Below are 18,957 nucleotides of genomic sequence, written 5' to 3' on the forward strand. Positions count from 1 at the left end.
TCCGTCAGAACCGCGCGCTGAGAAAATCGCTCAGCGCGGCCTGAAACGCTTCCGGCTTTTCGATATGCGAAATATGCCCGGCGCCCTCGATCTCGACGAGCTTGCCATCTGGCAAATCCTTCGCGGCGGCGCGTCCGAGGACCGGCCAATTGCCGAGCGGCTTGATCGCCTCGGGTGAGGCGTAACGCCTGAAGAACACGCTGCGATCCTCCTGGCCGATGATGAGCAGCACCGGCATTTTCAAGAACCTATATTCGTGCCGGATCGGCTCTTCGAACATCATCTCGTAGGTGAGAGCCGAGGCTTTCGCGAGCCGCGGATATTCCGGGCTCTGGAGCGCGCGCGCAAATTGCTCGACGGTTTTCTCGGCGAAAGGCGGCCAGCCCACGAAGAACACTTTCATGAAGGCGCGATAGCTCGCGGGCGTCTGCGACATCTCCGTCTTGAAAAGCATTTCGAGCGGCTGCGGTGGGATCGCCGAGCGATAATCCTCAAGCCCGATCGGGTTTTCGAGCACGAGGAGTTGCGTCACCTCCGGATAATCGCGGGCGAAATAAACAGCCAGCATACCGCCGAAGGAATGGCCGACGATCGCTGCCTTCTCGATGCCGAGTCTGTCGAGCAGCGCCTTGGTGTTGCGGGCCAGAAGATCGAAATTGTAGCGGATGTCGGGCTTCGCCGATTTGCCGAAGCCGAGCTGATCCGGCACGACGACGCGATAGCCTTTGCCGGTCAGCAGCTTGATCGTATCGGCCCAATAATCGCCCGAAAAACTCTTGCCGTGCAACAGCACGACTGTCTTGCCATTCGCTGCCGTTGTGGGCGCCACATCCATATAGGCCATGCGCAGCAATTGGCCCTCGATCGTGAGATCGAGATATTGCACCGGATAGGGATAGGCGACGTCTTCGAGCCCGATGCCCATCGGTTTTGGATTGGCGGCCGGAGCCTCCTGCGCAAAAGCGCCGGCGACGATCAGGCAAAGCGAGGCGAGGAGGACGCAGGCGCGGCCGAGCGCCGTGATTATTTTTAGGGTAAGCATTTGGAACTCTTAGTCGAGTTTTGTGCGCCCTCGTCCTTCGAGACGGGTCCTGCGGACCCTCCTCAGGATGAGGGCTTGGTGGCTGGGCTTGAAAAAACCTCATCCTGAGGAGGCGGCAAAGCCGCCGTCTCGAAGGACGAGGTTTTTTTGAAGTCATTGGTCCTAAACAATCCTTACAGACAACTCGGGCAGGCCTTCGATCGTGCCGACGAGCAGATCGCCTCTGACGACAGGGCCGGGACCGGCCGGCGTACCCGAATAGATCATATCGCCCGCTTGCAATTCGTTGGCCTTGGACAATTGCGCGATCTGCTCGGCGACGCTCCAGATCATCTCGGACAAATCGGACTTCTGCCGTATCGTGCCATTCACCGCGAGCGTGATCGCGCCCTTGGTCAAATGCCCGACCGAGGCCACCGGATGCACCGGCCCCATGGGCGCCGAATGGTCGAAGCTCTTACCGATTTCCCAAGGTTTCTTCTGAGCGCCCATGGCGCGTTGCAGATCGCGCCTCGTCATGTCGAGACCGATCGAATAGCCATAGACATGATCGAGCGCCTGCTCGGCTTGAATGTCGCGCCCGCCGGATTTCAAAAAGGCGACAAGCTCGATCTCGTGCTGATAATTCTCGGTAAGTGTCGGATAGGGATGATCGGCCGTGGTGCCGGGCGCCACGAATTGCACCGCGTCAGATGGCTTTTGAAAGAAGAAGGGCAGCTCGGTCTTCGGGTCCGACCCCGACTCGATCGCATGTTCCGCGTAGTTGCGGCCGATGCAATAGATGCGGCGGACAGGGAAATGCTTGTCAGAACCCTCGACCGGCACGGTTGGGCCGGGCAAGGTGAAGACCAAAGGCTCGGGGGACGTCTCGGCGGCGCGGGCCGACCCCCAAAACGCGAGCATGGCGCCCAAGCCGAATAAACCGCGTCGCGAGCTTCTCATCATTGTGCCCTTGGAACCAGATCTGCCGCTCTAAAATAAAGACGCACAGGTGAATTTGCGATTCACGCTCGCGTCATCGCGGCGTCGGTTCACAACTCTTTGAGAAAGGCCAACGCGCGGTCCCAGGTCAGAGCCGCCGCCTTGGCGTCATAGTCCGGCGAGGCCGGGTCCGTATAGAAATGGCCGACGCCGGGATAGGTGAAGAGCTCGGCGGCGAGGCTCACTTGCTTTGCGGCCGTCCGCCAGTCGGACATTTGCGCGTCATGAACGAAATGATCGGGATCGGCGATATGCACCTGCAAGGGGAGGCCCGGGTGCGTATTGTCTGGAATGTCGGCCAGAGCATGAATGAGAAGCACGCCTTTGGTGGCCTGCCGCTTCGGCCAGAGGGCCGCCACGATGCCGGCGCCCATGGAAAGTCCCGCCAGCACGGTTGAAGCGGGAAGCTCCGAAATTGCCTTTTCGGCGCGCTCGCAGATTGTGTTCCACCCAATCCGGCCCATCAGTGCGAAACCCTCGGCGATCGTCTCCGCTGTCTGGCCTTCGTAAAGGTCGGGTGTGACCGCCTCGTGCCCGGCGGCACGCATCTGGGCGGCGGCGTCGCGTTCGACTTGCCGCAGGCCCATGACCGAATGAAACAAGATCACGCTCGCCATGAAACCAGCCTCTATGTCTTGAGCTCAAGCGGTGGTTCGACCGTGCGCTTGTGACAATAGGGAAGAATGGCCGGAAGGCTACGATAATTATCGGGCGTGTTTGGCTCTCGGCAACCGCGGTGCGAGGTTCAAAGATCCTTGAGAAACGCCAGCGCGCGCTCCCAGGTCTGCCCGGCCGCTGCTGCGTCATAGTCGGGTGAGGCCGTATCCGTGTAAAGATGTCCGACACCCTCATAGGTATAAACCTCGGCGGCAAGCCCGATGCGGAAGGCCGTCATTGGCCAATCTGTCGCCTGCTGGTCGGAAATAGTGCTGTCCGGCTCGGCGAAATGGGCTTGTACCGGAAGGCCGCTGCGCACCCATTTCGGGAAGTCGCCAAGCCCATGCAGGAGGAGCACGCCGCTCGTCTGGGCACGCTTGCTCCACACTTGGCAGGCCAGCTTTGCGCCGAGCGAAAAACCGGCGAGGACCGTTTTCTCCGGCAGACCCGAACAGGCCTTGAGCGCGCGCTCGGCAAGCGCCTCGAAGCCGAACGTCTCCATGAGGGCGGTGCCTTCTGCGATAGAACTTGCCGTCCGGCCCTCATAAAGGTCCGGTGTGTGAACCTCATGCCCATCGGCGCGAAGCCGTTCGGCGGCGTCGCGTTCGACCTGCCGCAGGCCCATTACCGAATGGAACAAGATTACGCTCGCCATGAAAAACCAGCCTATCCAAGTATACGAGAAGTTATAGCTGAGAGTGGAACCAAGTATACGTCAAATTATAGCTCAGTGTAGGCCGGTGTGTGGCCCCAAGTTTGCTAAAACAAAATCGGACCCGTCAGCAAGCTTGGTCTTATCCGAATATGGGAGCGGATGAAGATCTGGGAAGGATGGGCCGCAAGAACTTACGGCTGCGTCATGAGGAGGATCGAAAATGTCTCGTACGAGCGCTCTTGTCGAATTGAACAAGGACATTATGCATTTAGCCGATAAATCGGTTTGGCGCGTCGCGCCCGGTCATTTGTCGCGTATCGCCGAATGGGCCCCTGGCGTAGAAGTGACAGTCGAGAAGAGCGACAATGCGATGTGGCAATACAAGCTTACGGTGCCGGGCAGCACCGGCCTTGTCAGCGCCACGCCGTCGTCCGGCAAGCTGGTGCTTGGCTCGTCCATGCGCGACGTGATGACCGCGGACGAGATGTATCACGCGACACAGGGTTGACATTCTTTAAGAAACGCGATTACTCGCCTGCTCCAGGTGCCGCCTAGCGGTATCGGGAACGGGCGGGTTTATCCCGTACCGACGCACCCGTGGCGGCTCTTCCATCATCTTTGATCGAAACGAGCGGTCTGTCGGCCGGCCCAAAGGCTGGCAGAGGAGGGCGCGGACCTCCGCCACCTGACCTGTCTGAAACAGGCCAACTGAGCCGGGAGGACGCGGTTTTGCGACGCGCTTCGAGCGCGGGCGCGCGCTCGTCTTTGTCCGGCCATTTAGAGGACGCGAATGACGAAGCGTGCAGAAGCCAAGTATAAAATCGACCGCCGTATGGGGCAAAATATCTGGGGCCGCCCGAAGAGCCCCGTTAACCGCCGTGAATATGGGCCGGGCCAGCATGGTCAGCGCCGCAAGGGCAAGCTCTCGGACTTCGGCACGCAGCTGAAGGCCAAGCAGAAGCTCAAGGGCTATTACGGCAATATTTCGGAAAAGCAGTTCCGCAAATATTACGCCGAGGCGATCCGCATGAAGGGCGACTCGGGCGATAATCTCATCGGCCTGTTGGAGCGCCGCCTCGATGCCGTCGTCTACCGGGCGAAATTCGTCCCGACGGTCTTCGCGGCTCGGCAGTTCGTGAACCATGGCCATGTCAAGGTGAACGGCCGCCGCGTGAATATTGCCTCCTATCAAGTCCGCGTCGGCGATGTGATCGAAGTGAAGGAAGCCTCGCGTCAGATGATCCTGGTGTTGGAAGCGGTCGGGCTCGCCGAACGCGACGTGCCGGATTATTTCGACGTCGATCATGGCAAGATGAACGCCAAGCTGACGCGCGTTCCGCTGCCGGCCGAGGTGCCTTATCCGGTGATGATGGAACCGAACCTCGTCATCGAATTCTATTCGCGCTGATATCGGTTTGACATGTTTTGCAAAAGGCCGCTTTCGAGCGGCCTTTTTCTTATTTGATGACAATCCTGATTCAATTGCCCTCGTGCTTCGAGACGGCTGCTGCGCAGCCTCCTCAGCATGAGGGCTTAAAACAATCAGTCACTTAGCCCTCACCCTGAGGAGCGCGCCTTCTCAGGCGCGCGTCTCGAAGGGCGAGGGCGTCGCCGGGTTGGCATCCTTCTCGCTACGCACCTCAGAGCGCGCAGCAAGTGGCGGACCCCCATGACCAAGATCACGTTCATAGAATATAACGGCACCGAACATCCGGTCGATGCAGAGGACGGCGCGGTCCTGATGCGTGTCGGCCGGGCGCATGATATCCCGACGATCCGTGGCGAATGCGGCGGTATCTGCGATTGCGGGTCCTGCCATGTCTATGTCGAAGCGCCTTGGGATCAGAAGCTCGACCCGCCGATTGAACTCGAAGAGATGATGATCGGCAGCCTGGCTCTGACGAAGAAGGCCAACAGCCGCTTAAGCTGCAGGATCACCGTCACGCCGGAAATGAACGGGATGATCCTGCGCCTGCCAAACCCTGACCTGTAACAGTTACTTGCTGTCGCCTTGGCCCTTCAACAGCACGCGAAAGCCGGCATTGGCATTTGTGTTCAACACTTGCGATCCTGCATCGCCGCGAAAATTTTGATTTTGCAGGTTTGAGTTGACATTTATGAACTCGGGCTTGCACTCGCTCGCAATCGTGTCGAGCAGCAATTTGCATTCATTCCCGACGATGGCGTAGATCGCTTTGCGCGCCGAAGTCTCTAAATCGGCCAAAGCGTCCTTGTCGCTGGACGGGACCGGTTGAGCGAAATTAAAATTCGTGTTGACGCGAATTTCGCCCTTTGACAGCGGAAAATTCTGCGCAAAGGCTGACGAAGAACAAAATACGAGACCAGCGAAAAATCCAGGAGCGAACGAACGCATTGGGAAACTCCATTTTGCAATGGGCTTGTTTTAACCGCCGCGCGTGTCCTTTTCATTGCCAACTTGTTCAAAGACCGAAGATTTGGACTCTATCCTGAAGAGGGTGTTCTCGGCATCCGGCGTCTCTACGCGATGTCATTTACAATGTTTTCATGAAACCGGCGAAACGCATCAGCCCTTCCGGCCAGGGACCGTGTCCGCTATCGATGTTGAGATGGCCCGAGAGGCCCGCATCGACCACGTCGATGCCAAGTGTGGCTGCGAGCGCTTCGCTCTCCTCATAGGTCGAATAGGGATCGTCGTGGGAGGCGATCAGAAGCGCCGGAAAGGGCAGCTTGCGGGTGATCGGCGCGGCGAAAGCCGGATCGATCTCGGCGATCTGCAAGATGAAGCTCGGCGCCGGCGGCGTGACGAGAAAGGCGCCTTTGATCTTGGACGCGACATCGTCCGGCACATGCGCGACCGCGAGCGCCCCCAGGCTATGGCCGATGATGACGGGCGGCTTCGTCGCCGCGTGGATGGCTTCCGAAAGATTTTGCATCCAGGCCGCAAACATCGGATGCGCCCAATCCTCCTGCGCGACGCGGCGCGCCGTCTTCAGCTGCTTTTCCCAGCGGCTTTGCCAATGATCATCGGGCGAGTCACCAAGCCCGGGCACGATCAGAATATCGGCATCGGATGTCAGCATGAGCGATCAGGCGGTGCGTGCGAGAAGGGCGGGGTTTGAAACTTCCGCCTCGAAAGCGCCGAGAATCTTTTCATAAAGCGCGGCTTCAAGCGCCGAAAAAACCTTCGAGCGCGCGGCGAAATCGGGGTCGCGCTTTTGCAGCTCGCCGGAGACGCGGCTCAAATGCTGTTCTTCTTCGGCCAATAGGCCATCGAGAGCCTGTACACCCGGCATAGCGGCAAGCGCCTTGCGATATTGGGTGTAGACGTCGAGTGCGCGGATCTCGACAAGCCACGTCACATAAAGATAAACGAGCGCCGCACGCACGTCTTCGGTCTGATCGGATAGCGCTTCGTCGCAGGCGTGATCGAGGGTCTGGAAATAATCCTCGGCCGCTTCGCCGCAGAGCAGTGCTTCGGGCGCGTAGGACTCGAAGCTCTTGCCGCCGATTTTGATCGCAAGCTTCTTGAGGCTCAAAGCATGACGGCCCTCTTCGAGCGCGTGCGCGAGAACCTCTGCGGACAAAGCTTCCGCCTTCTGGCTTTTCACGATCTTGCGGAAGCCGACATATTCCAGAAAGGAAAAGGTGTTCAGCCAGCGCGCGTGGAGCTTTGGGTCTGCCACAACGCGCGCGACAAGCGCTTCGAACCGGTCCTGCGAACTCATCAAGCTTTGTCCTTTGCAGAGTCTCCAAACACACGATTGAAGATCATATCGACATTTTTGAGGTGGTAGCCGAGGTCGAACAGCTCTTCGAGCTCGGCGTCGGTGAGGGCTTTCTTGACGTCGGCATCGGCCTTCAGGAGGCTCAGAAAATCGCCTTCGCCGCGCCAGACGGGCATGGCATTGCGCTGAACGAGCGCGTAGGCGTCTTCGCGCGAGACGCCTTTTTGCGTGAGCGCCAAAAGCACGCGCTGCGAATGCACGAGGCCGCCGAGCCGGTCGAGATTCTTTTGCATATTGGCCGGATAGACCAGCAATTTATCGATCACATTGGTGATGCGGGCCAGAGCGAAATCGAGCGTGATCGTCGCGTCCGGGCCGATCATGCGTTCGACCGAGGAATGCGAAATGTCGCGCTCGTGCCAAAGCGCTACATTTTCCATGGCGGGCATGGCCATGCTGCGCACGAGGCGCGCGAGGCCGGTCACGTTTTCGGTGAGCACGGGGTTGCGCTTATGCGGCATGGCCGAAGAGCCCTTCTGGCCTTCGGAAAAATATTCCTCGGCCTCCAGCACTTCGGTGCGCTGCAAATGGCGGATCTCTATGGCGAGCCGCTCGATCGAAGAGGCGATCACGCCGAGCGTCGCGAAGAACATCGCATGCCGGTCGCGCGGGATGATCTGGGTCGAGACGGGTTCCGGCACGAGCCCGAGCTTTTCCGCGACATAGGCCTCGATGCGCGGATCGATATTGGCGAAAGTGCCGACGGCGCCGGAAATCGCGCAAGTGGCGATCTCCTTCTTCGCTTGCACGAGCCTTTCGCGGGCGCGGGAAAATTCGGCATAGGCCTCGGCCATTTTGAGCCCGAAGGTCACGGGCTCGGCGTGAATGCCATGCGAGCGGCCGATCGAGGGCGTCATCTTATGCTCGAAGGCGCGGCGCTTCAGCGCCGCCATCAGCGCCTCGACGTCGGCGATGAGAATATCCGATGCGCGGGAGAGCTGCACCGCGAGGCAGGTGTCGAGCACGTCGGACGAGGTCATGCCTTGATGGACGAAGCGCGCCTCGGGGCCGATGAATTCGGCAAGATGCGTCAGAAAGGCGATGACATCATGTTTTGTCACGCGCTCGATCTCGTCGATGCGCGCGACATCGAAACTGACATTGCCGGCCTTCTCCCAGATGGCCTTTGCCGCCTCCTCGGGAATGACGCCGATCTTGGCCAGGGCATCGCAGGCATAGGCTTCGATCTCGAACCAGATGCGAAAGCGCGTCTGCGGTTCCCAGATGGCGACCATATCGGGGCGGGAATAGCGAGGGATCATGGGCGCTCGGAGAGCCTTTGTGATTGCCGCCCTCGTCCTTCGAGACGCGCCATTCTGGCGCTCCTCAGGATGAGGGCTAGGTTAAGGTTGCCTCAAAAGCCCTCATGCTGAGGAGGGTCCGCAGGACCCGTCTCGAAGCACGAGGGCTCCAAGGGGTCAAGTGCATGCAGCAATCGGAGGACGCACTGGCCTCATCGGTGCCACATGACCATTTGCGCGATCGACAGCAAAATTTCCGCGGCGATCAGGATCACGATGATGATTTCGAGCCGCGTCGCGCGGTCGGCATCGATCATATCGTTGAGCGCGCGCGCGGTCTCGCCGATGACGTCGAGTTTGTTCTTCAAGGTCTGGGCGCGTTCCTTCAATTCATATTCGTCTTCGAGGCGCGCATAGAGACGTTCGAGATCGGGTCGATCCCACAGGACATCCGGCTTTTCCTCGACCGCGACGCGGCCCGAGACGCGATGCTGGACGAGCAGCGTCTGGCCGATCAGCCGCAGCATGAAACGCCGCTTCCACGGTGGGCGGCCCGTCGCGGCGAGCTGCGCCGCGAAAGGCTCGATAATATCGAAGACGGCATTCACCTCGCGTTCGTCGCGCCCGAGCGATACGCTTTTGGCAAGCGCGTCGGCCAGCACAAGCAGGCGCTCGGACGAAAGATCCTTCATCGCGATCGCGCCGCCGGGCGTCACCTTGTCATCCGGCTCAGTGGAAATTTCGAGGACGGCCATTTCGTCGTCGACATGTGCGTGCGGACCGGAGACCCGCACTTTCACCGCCTGCAGGACATCGTCTTCTTCGAGCGGAGACAGGCCGATCATCACGGCGACGCCAAAACGGTAGAGCGCGACAAAGCCCCGCGCGCCGGCCTGAAAGGCGAGTGGATTGGCGGAGATCATGTCGGAGCGCTCAAGTCCGGCCGTATCGATCCGGTCGCCGAGAAGCAGCGCCCGCGCCGTGGTCTTATGGGCTGCCAAACTGCCCTGATTGATCGAAGTGACTGTGTTCATGCATGAGATCTAGGTGAGAGGACCGGGCAATGGAAGCTTAGCTGTGGCTAAACTTCCCGCGCCAGGAGGGCAGGGCCTCTTTAAAAGGCAGCGGCTCCGCCTCGAAAATGGCGCGGGCTATGGCGCGGGCGAGGCAATTCGACGCGAGAAGTCCGATTTCGGTCTGATCGCGCAAGCTTGGACGTGTGGCGGCGCGGCCTGTCGCCACGGCGAAGACCGTATCGCCGTCCATGGCGGCGTGGGCGGGGCGCAAGGCCAGGGCGAGGCCGTCCTGCGCCACAATGGCCATGCGTTTGGCCTCGGATTTGGTTAAAGGCGCATCGGTCGCGACGATCGCGATCGTCGTATTTTCGAGCGCGTCGCCCTTGATGCGCATCGCGAGCGCTTCCGGCGGCCAAGCCGCAGGCCAGCCGAGGCCGCCAAATTCGCCATTTTGCTCATAAGGAGCGGCCCAAAAATGCGGGCTGTCGCCGATGGTCGCTTGGCCGACGGCATTGACCGCGACGAGAGCACCGATGCGATAGCCGGCCGAGGTCTCAGTGCTCGCAGAGCCGATCCCGCCTTTAAGATTGACAGTCGTCGCGCCGTAACCGGCGCCCGCACTGCCGAGCTTGAACTGCGGACCGGCTGAGGCCGCCGCTTCGAAACCAAGCTGCCAATAGACCGGCACCTCGCCCCAGGCCTTGTCGCCGCCATTCAAAAGATCGAAGAGAATGGCGCCGGGCACGATCGGCACGCGGATGTCGCGAACTTGGAAGCCGCGGCCCTGCTTGCGCAAAAAGGCCTGGGTCCCGCCCATGGCGTCGAGGCCATAGGCCGAGCCGCCAGAAAGCACGATGGCGTCGATCCGATCGACCGTCATTTCGGGTTCGAGCGCCGCCGTATCGCGCAGGCCAGGCGCGCCGCCATGCGTGGCGACCGAGGCTGTGGCGGGTTCGTCGAAAATGACGGCGGTCACGCCCGAGGCGAGCTTTTCGTCTTGGGCATGACCGACCCATAGGCCCTCGACGTCGGTGATCAGGTTTTTGACAGCAGCCTTGGCCATGAGGCACTGATCCCGCGTTATGATGCGCTAAAACAGCAGATTTGGCATTGGGGCTCGGGTGAGCGCCTTCTTGGAACACAGATGTCTATGCCTGATCTTACCGGAAACGAATGGTCTTTAGACAGAATCGAGGCGGTTCTCATCGCGGGTCCGACGGCGAGCGGCAAATCGGCTTTGGCGCTTGACCTCGCGCTCCGCCATAATGGTGCGCTCATCAATACGGATTCGATGCAGGTCTATCGCGATCTGCATGTGCTCAGCGCGCGGCCGACGCAAGACGAAGAAAGCCAAGTCCCGCATTTTTTGTTCGGTCACGTCGATGGCGCCGTCAATTATTCGGTCGGCCATTGGCTGGAAGATGTCGCGCGCGTTCTGCCCGCCATTCGGCAAACCGGGCGCCTGCCGATCTTCGTCGGCGGAACCGGGCTTTATTTCAAGGCGCTGACGCAGGGGCTTTCCGACATTCCGCGCGTGCCTCAGGCGGTCCGTCTGAAGATCCGTGCCGAAGCGGAGGGTGTTGCGCCCGCGCTTTTGCACGAGCGGCTCATGGCCTGCGATCCAGTCATGGCAGCCCGGCTGCGCCCGAGCGATCCGCAACGGCTTTTGCGCGCCCTCGAAGTCTTTGCCGCGACCGGCCAAAGCCTGGCCTCGTTTCAACATCGAAAAAGCGCGCCATTTCTGGATATAGGCAGGTGCGAGGCCCTGTTTCTCGCGCCGGATCGCGGTCTTTTACGCAAGCGGATCGCAATGCGGTTCGAACTGATGCTGAAACTGGGTGCTTTGGAGGAGGTCGAGCGTCTGGTGGCCCGGTCTCTCGATCCGGCGCTCCCGGTGATGCGGGCACATGGCGTTCCGCATCTTTTGCGCTATCTTCGCGGCGATATTGACCTTGCAACCGCTGCCACGTTCGGAATCATGGACACACAGCATTATGCAAAGCGTCAATTCACCTTCGCGCGACATCAGTTACCGGCATTTCGGATGTGTAGTGTTGAAAATATGCCACTTTCCCGAGTTCAATGAGGTCTAATCTGGGGCTTGGGCGATTTCGATCTTGCGGCTTGGTTCTCGTTGATTTCTGGTGGTGGGTGCAATCTTCACGTGCGCCTTTTTGTAAAGGATGAGCAGGCACGAGTTCTCAATCACGTGTCAACGGTGGCAGGTAATACAGTTCGTAACTCATGATTATGCGTCGGCGGGATATGAAAAAGCTATTTATAGATATTTCTGATCTATTGATTTACGCGATTAACAATCGGAGAATTACTGGTATTCAACGTGTAGAAGTCTCTTTTCTACAGTTCATGATCGAAAATAATTTCGATTTTACGCTGGTTAATTCTTTCGGTTTCGAATCCCCGGAAGTGGATTGGATCATTCGTAACAAGATCGGCTCGCCGGACGAGCTTTTGCGAGAGCTGGCAGCTCAGTGCACCTATTTGGCTCAGCGAAAGGCACTCTACACGGTGCAAAACGTCTTTGGGACGTTGGTCGGAAAACTGACCGGCCGCCCGTGGGACAGTCTGCCGAAACTGAAGCCGGGCGACACGCTCTTCATACCTGGAGCCTATTGGCTCGATTCCCATATCATGCGGTTTTACCGCGCCGCGGCGCGAAAAGGCATCAAGCTCGTCGTCCTCCTGCATGATGTTTTGCCGATCACCCATCCCGATCTCATGATCAAACATTCGGACCGATTTTTCGCTCCGATTCTGCGGCTTCCGATCCATGTGATCATCGGAGCGCGATCGACGGAAAGCGAACTTCCCCGCGCGGCAGAGCTCATCCCGCGGGCGAAAATGCCGATCTCGGTCGATGTCGTCTCTTTCGCTCATGAATTTCCCGGCGTAGCGAGGAACCAGCCTCCGAGGGAGCAAAGCGACCGCCTCCGGGACTTGGTCCATGGCCGCAATTTCGTGCTCTATGTCAGCACCGTCGAAGTGCGGAAAAATCATCTGCGCCTGGTCGAGGTTTGGAACAGACTCGCAAAGGATCTCGGCGACGCGCTGCCTCTGCTCGTGATTGCCGGCAAGAGGGGCTGGAAAGCCAAAGAGGTGATCGAGCTTCTCGACGCGGCCAATGAACGCGACCGGAGCCGGCGCCGCGAGCCCATCGTTTTCGTCGAGGGGCCGAGCGACGCGGAATTGCAGTGGCTTTACGCGTCATGCGATTTCACGGTCTTTCCCAGTCTCGCGGAAGGCTGGGGCTTGCCTGTCGGCGAAAGCCTGTGGTTCGGCAAGGCCTGCGCAGCGTCGCAGACCACATCCATTCCCGAGGTCGGGCAAGGTCTCTGCGTCTATTTCGATCCGACGCGGCCGGACGAGATGGAAGCCGCAATAAAGACGCTGCTCGATCCGGCCGTGCGCGCTGCTTATGAGAGCAAGATCAAATCGGCACCCTTGCGGACATGGCACGATGCGGGCCGGGACCTCGCCATGGCGGTGATGGCGCATGTCTCGGATCTGTCCGTGGCCGCCGCCGAGCCTCAGGGGGAGGTGACGGCGGCACGCAATTCCTATTCTTCCATGTGGCAGCCGGACACGCCGGTTTCCTGAGCTTTCGTTCCAGCGCGACGAAGGCTTGGCGTGACGAAGCCTTGCCGCTATATCACGCGGACTGCGGCCGTTATTCCTAGGACATCGGCTGTATGAGCGGGCGTGGCGAAATCGGTAGACGCAACGGACTTGAATGTTTGAGTGCTCTCGCGGGAAACCGGGGAAGTAGAACTGCCCAAATTCGGGGAACCCTTTCACATGGCAATCCCGAGCCAAGCCCGAAAGGGAAGGTGTAGAGACTAGACGGGCAGCACCTAAGGCTTCGAGCACGGGGCTAAGGTGAAGGGATAGTCCAGACCACAAACGTCGGACATGGCGGCGGCGAAAGCCGTAGCTGGTATGAAAATCCGTAGGGCGAAAGCCCATGGGGGTTCGAGTCCCCCCGCCCGCACCAGCCGCTTATTTCTTAATTGAATATATTCGGTTTTTTGTCTGATTTGTCCCACCGTGTTTTTTAGGTGGGACTTTTTTGTTCGCGATTTAGGCTCGCGGCCAATTTGCGCATCGCGCTCGCGGCCATCAATTTTTGCCGGGCCGCGCGCGTATAGACCTTGATCTGATCGGGGTCCAAATGACCGGTGATCGCGCCGATCTCTTCCTCGCTGCATCCAAGTTCTGCCAGCCGCGCCGATGTCGCCTTGCGCAGCCCGTGGGCCGAGCAATGCGGCAATCCGGCGTCATCGCACCAGGTGCGAAAGGTATTGCCGAATCCGTTTGCGCTATAGGGCTTGCCGTAATTGGTGACGAGAAATTGCATCTGGCCGATGGCCGATGCCGCGATCGATTCGGCGAGCGGCTCGATGATCGGGATCTCAAGCGTGGTCTTTGTCTTGTTCTGCGTGAAGACGAGCCAACCGTCATCGGTCACATGCTGGCGGCCGAATTGCACGATGTCCGAGCGCCGCTGCGCCGTATAAAGCAGAAGATCAAAGGCGAGCCGCGGCCTCGTCCCGATCGGATATTTGGCTTCGAATTGCGCGACCTCTTTCAATGTCCATGAGTGAAATCCCTTCGTCTCATGCGACAGCATTTTGACCTTGGCCGCCGGGTTATAGATCGTCTCTTCGGGGCTTTCCTCCTGCTTCCAGTTGAACACGCGGCGTATTTCCCGCACGCGATTATTGGCGGCGACGGGCGTATCGGCCTTGCGGTCACGCAAAATGATCACGTGCTTCGCGCCAAAGGTCACGATCTTGCAATCGCCCATCAGAAGCGGCGATTTGGGGCTGATCGGTTCAAGCCAGCAATGATTGAGGATGCCGCGCACTGTCCGTTGGCGGATCGGATTATTGTCGGCCTTGAACGTCGTCGAGCTGAGATAGTCCTCGCAGAGCGCCCGAAACGTCCCCGGAATCGCCAGGACGGCTTTCTGAGGGGCGGCGCCCTTCGATCCCGGCTTGGCGAGCTGGCGGCCCTCCCGCGCGGCCTGATAGGCGTCCAGAAAGCCAGGATCGTCCGGCGCGAGCCAGATCCGGATCTTCTTCTTTGCCCCAGGAAGCCGCACATAATATCTGTGCGTGTCATGGCGCGAGGTGTCGCGGACCAGATATTTGAAGCGTATGTCAGCCATTTCTCGGCTTTCAGAGCGCGACATCGGCATAAGGATCATGCTCGATCTCATTCTGGGCGAAAGATTCGTCGCCTGGCAAGGCCGAGAAGGCGGCTTCGACGCGCCGGCGGTCCCAAACGGTGCGGCCATTGATGCGTTTTGGCGGCGGCATGCGCCCGTCATGGACCATTTCATCGAAGAGGGACGACGACACACCGATATAATTGGCCGCCTCGGTTCTTGACAGGCCGATGCGATCGGCCGGCGGAATGATTGACGCACGTTTGGTCATGATGGAGTCTCGACGGGTACGCAGATACTGATTGGCGAGCGGGGCAGGCACTGACAGTGCGGAGAACCGGCAAACACGTTCTCGCGGCGGCCGCCATGCCGCGAGGGAACGTCGCCCGGAACGATCTGAGCGGCGCGATGCGTCATGCCAATGATCCGAAAACGTTGCGGCTTTCAGCAGCAATCGTGGCACGCAGATCATCCCTGGCTTTCTCCAGAACGCGCGCGGCGCCATGTGCGCCATCGCGCGCAATAGCAGAAGCGCTTTCGTCGGCGCACGTCGGGAGCTGATCAATCTTTCTGACGACGCTTTCTGCGAAACGAGTGATCGCCTCTTCGACACGCTCGATCAAAACGAGCTTGCCCTCGCGTTCCAGAAGTTCGAGTTCCTTCAGATCGGCATCATAAGCGGCGCGGCGCGCCTGCTCTCGCGAGAGAACAAGGTCTTGCTGCTTGAATGGCCAGACCGCAGAGCGGTTGGCGCCGGTCCCATTCAATTCGCGGACGATGTCAGTTGTCTCGCCCGTGACCCTGTCGAATTCGGCGAGGTTGATAAGCTTTGAGCCCTGCGGACCAGGGCGGCTCGTTAGCAAGCCTTGTTCTATAAATCGTTTGACGCGGCGAGAAACAGCAGCCTTGTCGACGTCCCGTTGCCGAGCGAGTTCTGAGACCGAAACCCAGAGACCGGTAAGCTCACCGTTGTTGCTGTCTGTTGACACGCGTTGCCCCTGTTGACCCTAAAAAAACAAGCACTTGCTACCGTTTTTAGACATGCCTTCGGCCTCGCAGGGTTTTAAAAACGGGGGAAGGACCCGTGGCCGGATATCGGCAAAATCTGCAATCAAAGCATCCACCCTTCTCGTTCTGCTTGCCATTCGCGCGATCATCATTGTGGCCCGCGGCCTCCGGGCGCGGCCTCGGGCATTGACGTGCCGACGTTCAATTGGATGTTTTTGCCGATGGACGGCGAGTTCTTCACCGATTGTACGACCTTCAGCAGCTCGCTACTTGCATCGACGTGGATCGTGATATTCACGGAGCCCTGGCCTTCGAGTTGCGCGGTGATCTGATCCGGCCGAAGGTGAACCTCCAACGGCATCGCCGGATGGTGGTCATCCGGCAGGTCCGAAGGACGGCGCGGCGGAAGCGGCACATCAACCTCGTGCGGCATTGCCCGATGCACCCATGACGGCGGCACAGTGTCGAGCCCAAACGGTTCGAAGGGCTCGCGGCCTTCATCTATCCAGCGACGGCCGCCGCGGCCATAGGTGTAGTGGCCCGCCCGATCGCTATCAAAACCTGCGCCGCCGTGGGCCTTCGCGTCAGGAATATCAGAAAGCTTCGTGAAGCCGATGATCGGGTCAGGAAGGGCCATTGCACCGCGTCCGCGTGTGCGCGTCTGCGGGCCGACTTGGGTATTGAACCAATAATCGGCACCCGCCGCCACCGCGCCGAGCGCCAGGAGGGGCAACAGCCCGACGCTGGTGCCAGCCGCGGCGGCAGCCCCAGGCGCCCCGGCGCGGAGCGCGCCGGTTGCCAAGGGCGTTGCCGCACCGCCGACCCCGAGCCTCACAGCAGCGGCCGTCAAAGCCGCTGCCGATTCATCGAGAGCTACAGCCGAGGCCGACAAGCCGAAGCCCGACATGAGATTCTGAACACTCTTGCCGGCCACATAGAGCGTGCCGCCGGCACCGAGCGCCGCCGTGAGTTGGTGAGCGACCGGCGGCAGTTCGGCAAAGGCCTGCGTTGCCCTCGCGGCGCCGTCGGCCAGAGCCGTCAGCATCCCGCCCTTGCCACCATTGTCGAGCGAGCGACCGATCGCCGTCTCCAAATTCTTAATCGCACCTTCGAACCGTGAAACCGCGCCGTCGAAGCCTGCCATCCGTTGGCTCGACACATCCGCCGCAAAACCCTCCGAATGGTTCTTCAACTGGTCGAGGAACTGTTGGAAGAGTTCGGGATCGCCGATCGCGGCACGGATGCGCGCGCCTTGTTTCGATCCCCAGATCACGTTGGCAAGGTTCGGACTTTTGGCGACAGCCGCCATGAGATCAACGAACAGGCGCTGCGTGTCGACCCCCGCCGCCGAGGCATCACGGTAACGGCGCGCCTCACCCGCGATGGACTTCTTCGACTTCGCATCGTCACCGCCGAGCTGATCGCCAAGCACCTGCATGATGGCCGGCATGAACCGTGCCGCGCTCGCGACGACGGCTTTATCGTCAAAGACCTTCTGCAGCGCCCTCTTCGCGCCCGCGTCGAGCGCGACGCCATATTTTGCGGCGATATCCTCGGCGAAGGTGCCGGCGTCCATAGGACGTGGCCCTTGCGTCTGATACTTTGAATAATCGATATGCTGGGCTAGCATCGCTGTACGCGCGGCGGCTGTCGGGCTGAGGAGGTTGGCCACGAGCGCCCGGCCCGCGGTGCCCATCTCAGCTCCGCCCATATTGGATTTTTTGCCGATAGCGCCGAAGGCCAAGAGTTGTTCTTCTGACAGGCCGGCCTTGCTGAAGGGATTGGCGCTGAATTTATAAAGCTCGACCAGGTCATCGTAATTCATACCGCTGATCTTCGATCCCTTAACCAGAAGATCGGCCGTGCGCGTAGCGTTCCTGACCGCGGCGTCATAATTGCTCGTGTCTTTGTGAAACCCGAACATCGCGCCCTCAAGCGCCTTCACGCTCTCCGGCAGCGACTTGTCCATGGCCATACCGATCGTCGCAGCGACGTCGGTGAGCGCCCGGACTTGGTCAACATTCAACCCGCGTGCGGCCAGCTCGCGCTGCGCCTCCAAAAATTGGATGTCATTAAATTTGGTTGTGCCGCCGCCATGGATCGCCTGGCGCACCAAAGGCTCTTGCTGCTCATCCGTGATCCCCATCACGGCGCGGCCGTAGCGCCTTTCTCGGTCATACTCTCTATATGTTTCCGCGATCGCTTTGCCGGCTGATTTCGCATGTGCCGCGACTCGTTCCAGCGCAAACCCGACGGCGAGGTCGCGGACCTGGCTCATGCTGGTCATCGCCTTGCCAAGCTGAGTCACATGCGCCGCCGCCTTGTCGGCGCCGGCGCCAAGCCGCGACATGCGTTCGATCATGCGGCTCGATGCGACCTTGTTCTCAAAATTTGAGAGACCGTCGACCATTTTGCGCGAAGCCAGCTGATCGCCAAGGCGGCCAAACGACCGCGTCGCGCGATCGATGGCCCCCGTCGACGTGCCGACTGTGTTTATTTTGCGTGCGAGGTCGGTGAGCTTTTTCTCCGCCTCGGCGACGCCCTTGGTTTCGGCCGAAATGACGGCGCGGGCCTCGAGGATGGTTCCACTCATTTGGTTTTCGTCCTTTGGCGCCAGTCGACCGCGCGGGCCGCGAGATGTTCGATCATCGAGAGCGATAGACGCTCGAGGCCTTCAATATCCACAACGCGCCAACCGAAGAGGAACGCGTCGATGGCGGCCGCTAGCCCTCGGCTGCGGCCACGTGGAAAAAACCTAAGAGGGCCTCCTTGATCGCGATGCCATCCGCGAGCGGAAGAAGCGCGAGGATCGCGCAGCCGCCGTCGACCTTGAGGCACTTCTCAAGGTAGGCCTGCACGGCCGAGTCATTGGGGACACCATAAATCGCCCCATTGGCGCTGCGCGCATAGAGCACGGGATCGCCGAGCTCGATCAGCTCCATACCCGTCGGTTCGCGGATCTCGATGGCCGAAAGCATCTGCCCGTGCCATTCGATGGGTGTTTTTAACGTAACAGTCTTTATGGTCATGTTGGTTATCCTGAGTTCGGTTGAATGGAGGTGTGCCGCCGCGGCGATCAGTCGTCGCGGACGTTCTGCATGAGAGTCTGAACGGGGTCGGCGTCGCAAATGTTGGCGACAAAGGCGGACCTGATGCTGGTCAGATCATTGCCGCTCGCGAACGCGGCACCGCCGCGATGATCCGCATGGCCGGAAGGTCCGACTTGCGCATATTCGCGCCGCAGCGCGCCGCGGAGCTGGTTCGGCGCCGGCGTAGGGCTCGCGTTCATTTTGGCGATCGCCGCGAGGCGGGAACCGATAGCGCTGTCGATGATCTCGGCATCTGACGGCACCGGCCGATGGTGTTTCAACTGATAATTCTTGCGATTCATCTGGCATTCCT

General features: G+C 60.0%; 21 protein-coding genes. 5 read left to right on the top strand and 16 right to left on the bottom strand.

Translation table 11 applies throughout. The features are described from left to right. Positions 1-4: 4 nt before the first annotated feature. The 4 genes from A3OQ_RS0110400 to A3OQ_RS0110415 form a co-directional block, all read right to left on the bottom strand. A complete protein-coding gene (locus A3OQ_RS0110400) occupies positions 5-1,042 on the bottom strand; it encodes an alpha/beta fold hydrolase (protein WP_020175325.1) in 1,038 nt (345 codons plus the stop codon). Positions 1,043-1,204: 162 nt separating this feature from the next. Next, the gene (locus A3OQ_RS0110405; protein ID WP_020175326.1) at positions 1,205-1,987 is read right to left on the bottom strand and encodes a fumarylacetoacetate hydrolase family protein; all 783 of its coding nucleotides are present in this window, start codon (positions 1,985-1,987) and stop codon (positions 1,205-1,207) included. Between the two features lie 86 nt (positions 1,988-2,073). After that, positions 2,074-2,640 carry a dienelactone hydrolase family protein gene (locus A3OQ_RS0110410; protein ID WP_020175327.1) on the bottom strand — a complete coding sequence of 189 codons (567 nt, stop codon included), beginning with the start codon at positions 2,638-2,640 and terminating at the stop codon, positions 2,074-2,076. 128 nt (positions 2,641-2,768) lie between these two features. Continuing rightward, a complete protein-coding gene (locus tag A3OQ_RS0110415; protein WP_026595704.1) occupies positions 2,769-3,335 on the bottom strand; it encodes a dienelactone hydrolase family protein in 567 nt (188 codons plus the stop codon). A 220-nt stretch (positions 3,336-3,555) separates the two neighbouring features. Here A3OQ_RS0110415 and A3OQ_RS0110420 point away from each other — a divergent pair, with 220 nt between their 5' ends. The 3 genes from A3OQ_RS0110420 to A3OQ_RS0110430 all read left to right on the top strand — a co-directional run bounded on the left by A3OQ_RS0110420 (position 3,556) and on the right by A3OQ_RS0110430 (position 5,328). Then, the gene (locus tag A3OQ_RS0110420; RefSeq protein WP_020175329.1) at positions 3,556-3,843 is read left to right on the top strand and encodes a hypothetical protein; all 288 of its coding nucleotides are present in this window, start codon (positions 3,556-3,558) and stop codon (positions 3,841-3,843) included. Positions 3,844-4,125: 282 nt separating this feature from the next. Continuing rightward, a complete protein-coding gene (gene rpsD / locus A3OQ_RS0110425) occupies positions 4,126-4,743 on the top strand; it encodes a 30S ribosomal protein S4 (RefSeq protein WP_020175330.1) in 618 nt (205 codons plus the stop codon). A 261-nt stretch (positions 4,744-5,004) separates the two neighbouring features. Further along, a complete protein-coding gene (locus A3OQ_RS0110430) occupies positions 5,005-5,328 on the top strand; it encodes a 2Fe-2S iron-sulfur cluster-binding protein (protein WP_020175331.1) in 324 nt (107 codons plus the stop codon). 3 nt (positions 5,329-5,331) lie between these two features. Here the strand turns inward: A3OQ_RS0110430 and A3OQ_RS0110435 are convergent, their stop codons facing one another. The 6 genes from A3OQ_RS0110435 to A3OQ_RS0110460 form a co-directional block, all read right to left on the bottom strand. Next, positions 5,332-5,709: a hypothetical protein gene (locus A3OQ_RS0110435; RefSeq protein WP_020175332.1), complete on the bottom strand. Its 378-nt coding sequence runs from the start codon at positions 5,707-5,709 to the stop codon at positions 5,332-5,334. 139 nt (positions 5,710-5,848) lie between these two features. Beyond that, positions 5,849-6,397, bottom strand: a complete 549-nt coding sequence (locus tag A3OQ_RS0110440; protein ID WP_020175333.1) for an RBBP9/YdeN family alpha/beta hydrolase — start codon at positions 6,395-6,397, stop codon at positions 5,849-5,851. 6 nt (positions 6,398-6,403) lie between these two features. After that, a complete protein-coding gene (locus tag A3OQ_RS0110445; protein WP_020175334.1) occupies positions 6,404-7,042 on the bottom strand; it encodes a hypothetical protein in 639 nt (212 codons plus the stop codon). Continuing rightward, complete coding sequence (gene purB, locus A3OQ_RS0110450; protein WP_026595705.1) at positions 7,042-8,364, bottom strand: adenylosuccinate lyase; 1,323 nt, start codon at positions 8,362-8,364, stop codon at positions 7,042-7,044. Before purB ends, A3OQ_RS0110445 begins: the two co-directional genes overlap by 1 nt. Before the next feature lie 191 nt (positions 8,365-8,555). Next, the gene (locus tag A3OQ_RS0110455; protein WP_020175336.1) at positions 8,556-9,377 is read right to left on the bottom strand and encodes an RMD1 family protein; all 822 of its coding nucleotides are present in this window, start codon (positions 9,375-9,377) and stop codon (positions 8,556-8,558) included. 37 nt (positions 9,378-9,414) lie between these two features. Beyond that, complete coding sequence (locus A3OQ_RS0110460) at positions 9,415-10,422, bottom strand: P1 family peptidase (protein ID WP_020175337.1); 1,008 nt, start codon at positions 10,420-10,422, stop codon at positions 9,415-9,417. Positions 10,423-10,509: 87 nt separating this feature from the next. On the opposite strand from A3OQ_RS0110460, the gene miaA reads away from it, so the two are divergent. Beyond that, positions 10,510-11,445, top strand: a complete 936-nt coding sequence (gene miaA / locus A3OQ_RS0110465) for a tRNA (adenosine(37)-N6)-dimethylallyltransferase MiaA (RefSeq protein WP_020175338.1) — start codon at positions 10,510-10,512, stop codon at positions 11,443-11,445. 281 nt (positions 11,446-11,726) lie between these two features. Beyond that, positions 11,727-12,977 (top strand): glycosyltransferase family 4 protein, encoded by a 1,251-nt coding sequence (locus A3OQ_RS23540; RefSeq protein ID WP_026595707.1) that lies wholly within the window; start codon positions 11,727-11,729, stop codon positions 12,975-12,977. A 454-nt stretch (positions 12,978-13,431) separates the two neighbouring features. Here the strand turns inward: A3OQ_RS23540 and A3OQ_RS22000 are convergent, their stop codons facing one another. From A3OQ_RS22000 to A3OQ_RS0110505, 6 genes are all read right to left on the bottom strand, one after another. After that, positions 13,432-14,547 (bottom strand): tyrosine-type recombinase/integrase, encoded by a 1,116-nt coding sequence (locus A3OQ_RS22000; RefSeq protein ID WP_020175339.1) that lies wholly within the window; start codon positions 14,545-14,547, stop codon positions 13,432-13,434. Positions 14,548-14,557: 10 nt separating this feature from the next. Then, positions 14,558-14,818: a helix-turn-helix transcriptional regulator gene (locus tag A3OQ_RS0110480; protein ID WP_020175340.1), complete on the bottom strand. Its 261-nt coding sequence runs from the start codon at positions 14,816-14,818 to the stop codon at positions 14,558-14,560. A 142-nt stretch (positions 14,819-14,960) separates the two neighbouring features. Then, complete coding sequence (locus A3OQ_RS0110485; RefSeq protein WP_083931560.1) at positions 14,961-15,536, bottom strand: MarR family transcriptional regulator; 576 nt, start codon at positions 15,534-15,536, stop codon at positions 14,961-14,963. A 167-nt stretch (positions 15,537-15,703) separates the two neighbouring features. Continuing rightward, positions 15,704-18,148: a phage tail tape measure protein gene (locus A3OQ_RS0110490; protein WP_020175342.1), complete on the bottom strand. Its 2,445-nt coding sequence runs from the start codon at positions 18,146-18,148 to the stop codon at positions 15,704-15,706. A 130-nt stretch (positions 18,149-18,278) separates the two neighbouring features. Beyond that, a complete protein-coding gene (locus tag A3OQ_RS0110500; protein ID WP_152428392.1) occupies positions 18,279-18,584 on the bottom strand; it encodes a phage tail assembly protein in 306 nt (101 codons plus the stop codon). 47 nt (positions 18,585-18,631) lie between these two features. Next, positions 18,632-18,946: a hypothetical protein gene (locus A3OQ_RS0110505; protein WP_152428393.1), complete on the bottom strand. Its 315-nt coding sequence runs from the start codon at positions 18,944-18,946 to the stop codon at positions 18,632-18,634. Positions 18,947-18,957: the final 11 nt, after the last annotated feature.

Source organism: Methyloferula stellata AR4, assembly GCF_000385335.1.
Taxonomy (GTDB): Bacteria; Pseudomonadota; Alphaproteobacteria; order Rhizobiales; family Beijerinckiaceae; genus Methyloferula; species Methyloferula stellata.